This is a genomic window from Lentzea aerocolonigenes (assembly GCF_000955955.1).
In the GTDB taxonomy this organism is placed as follows: Bacteria; Actinomycetota; Actinomycetes; order Mycobacteriales; family Pseudonocardiaceae; genus Lentzea; species Lentzea aerocolonigenes_A.
This window is the reverse complement of sequence record NZ_JYJG01000632.1, coordinates 1-1348: the sequence shown is the minus strand read 5'-3', so window position 1 is coordinate 1348 and position 1348 is coordinate 1. Positions and strand designations below refer to the sequence as shown.

At 64.7% G+C, this 1348-nt stretch carries 1 protein-coding gene; it reads right to left on the bottom strand.

All coding sequences use genetic code 11. The features are described 5' to 3' along the window. Positions 1 to 59: 59 nt before the first annotated feature. Positions 60 to 1262 carry an HNH endonuclease signature motif containing protein gene (locus tag UK23_RS48030; RefSeq protein WP_045318563.1) on the bottom strand — a complete coding sequence of 401 codons (1203 nt, stop codon included), beginning with the start codon at positions 1260 to 1262 and terminating at the stop codon, positions 60 to 62. Positions 1263 to 1348: the final 86 nt, after the last annotated feature.

The following is a 1348-nucleotide window of genomic DNA, read 5'->3' as shown; positions in this document are numbered from 1 at the left end:
TCAAGGACTGCTCGGCTTCGCCATCGCTGATGGACATTCCGGGGCTCGCCCACGCAGGTTTACGCGGCGGCGTGGAGTTGGTTGCGTCTGGGGTTTCGGGCAGGAGCCAGCCACGCGGGTGGATAGAACGTCGGGATGCCAAGTTCCAGTCTTACTTCCCACTCGCTTTGGTGGATCAGCGTGTGGTGGTGACGGCAGAGCAGGACGGCATTCTCGACGGATGTTTCTCCATCGTCTGCCCAGTGCTGAATGTGGTGGGCGTCGCAATGTCTTGGTGGCCGGAAGCAACCCGGGAAGGCGCATCCTCGGTCTCTCGCTACCAGGACCCTGCGGATTCCCGCCGGGAAGCTGCGGGTTTTGCGGCCGATGTTCATCGGCTGCGAGTTCGCGCCCAACACCAGCGGGATGATTCCCGCGTTGCAGGCCAGCTGGCGGACCTGGTCGGCCGGGACCCGCTCGCCGTTGTCCAGCATGCCCGCGCCCACCTGCTCGGCCAGGTTCTCGTAGGACATCGTCACCGTCAGCGTGACCGGCTCACCACCGTGGTCGGGCAGCTGGTCGGCACGCGCCATCAGGTTGACCAGCTCCGCGAAGGCATCGCCGTCACGTTCGGGGCGACTGCGCAGGTCCGGGCCCTCCTCCGAGGTGTCCGGGCGAGGCTTGGCCAGCGGATCCAGCATCGCCTCGAAAGCCGCGCCGGTCACCGTGTCCAACACGGCCTTGACCTCCAGCTGACCGTTCTTCCAGCTCTTCCTCTGGTAGTTGACCGGAGGCGCGGGCTCGGGATCGCGAGGCTCGGGGTCGTTCTGGAACATCGCGTAGGCCAGCTGCTCGCCGAACTTGGGGATCGCGGCAGGCACGTTCTCGCGGGCGAAGTCCACCATCGCGGTCTCGGCCTCGGCGGGCAGGTTCTTCATCGCCTTGGTCAGCGCCGCGACGTGCTCCACCGACAACGCACCCTCGGCCACCGCCGAGGCAGTCACCGGAAGCTCCGGCGCCAGCTCGCTGCCAGTCGGCGTGATCTCGCTGCTCAACAGCCCGGCGCTGGCGATCCATTTCCGGGCCTCGCCGATATCCCAGCGAACAGCATCCCGCAGGACCCGCGCCAAATCCTTGTATCCGAACTCGGCCGCAGCCCCACGCCGATCCAACTCGGCGATCAAACGCAACTTCCGATCATCACGAATCCGACTCTCCCGCTCCTCATCGACGAAGCTGCGCAGCAACTCGTCGGAGGAGAGAAGTCGGATATCGTCGATCACGTGTTCTAATCTACCGCAAGATCACAACATAAAAGCAGGTCGGACCACACACGATCGAGTGAACAAATGATCGTGCGATGGCGAAG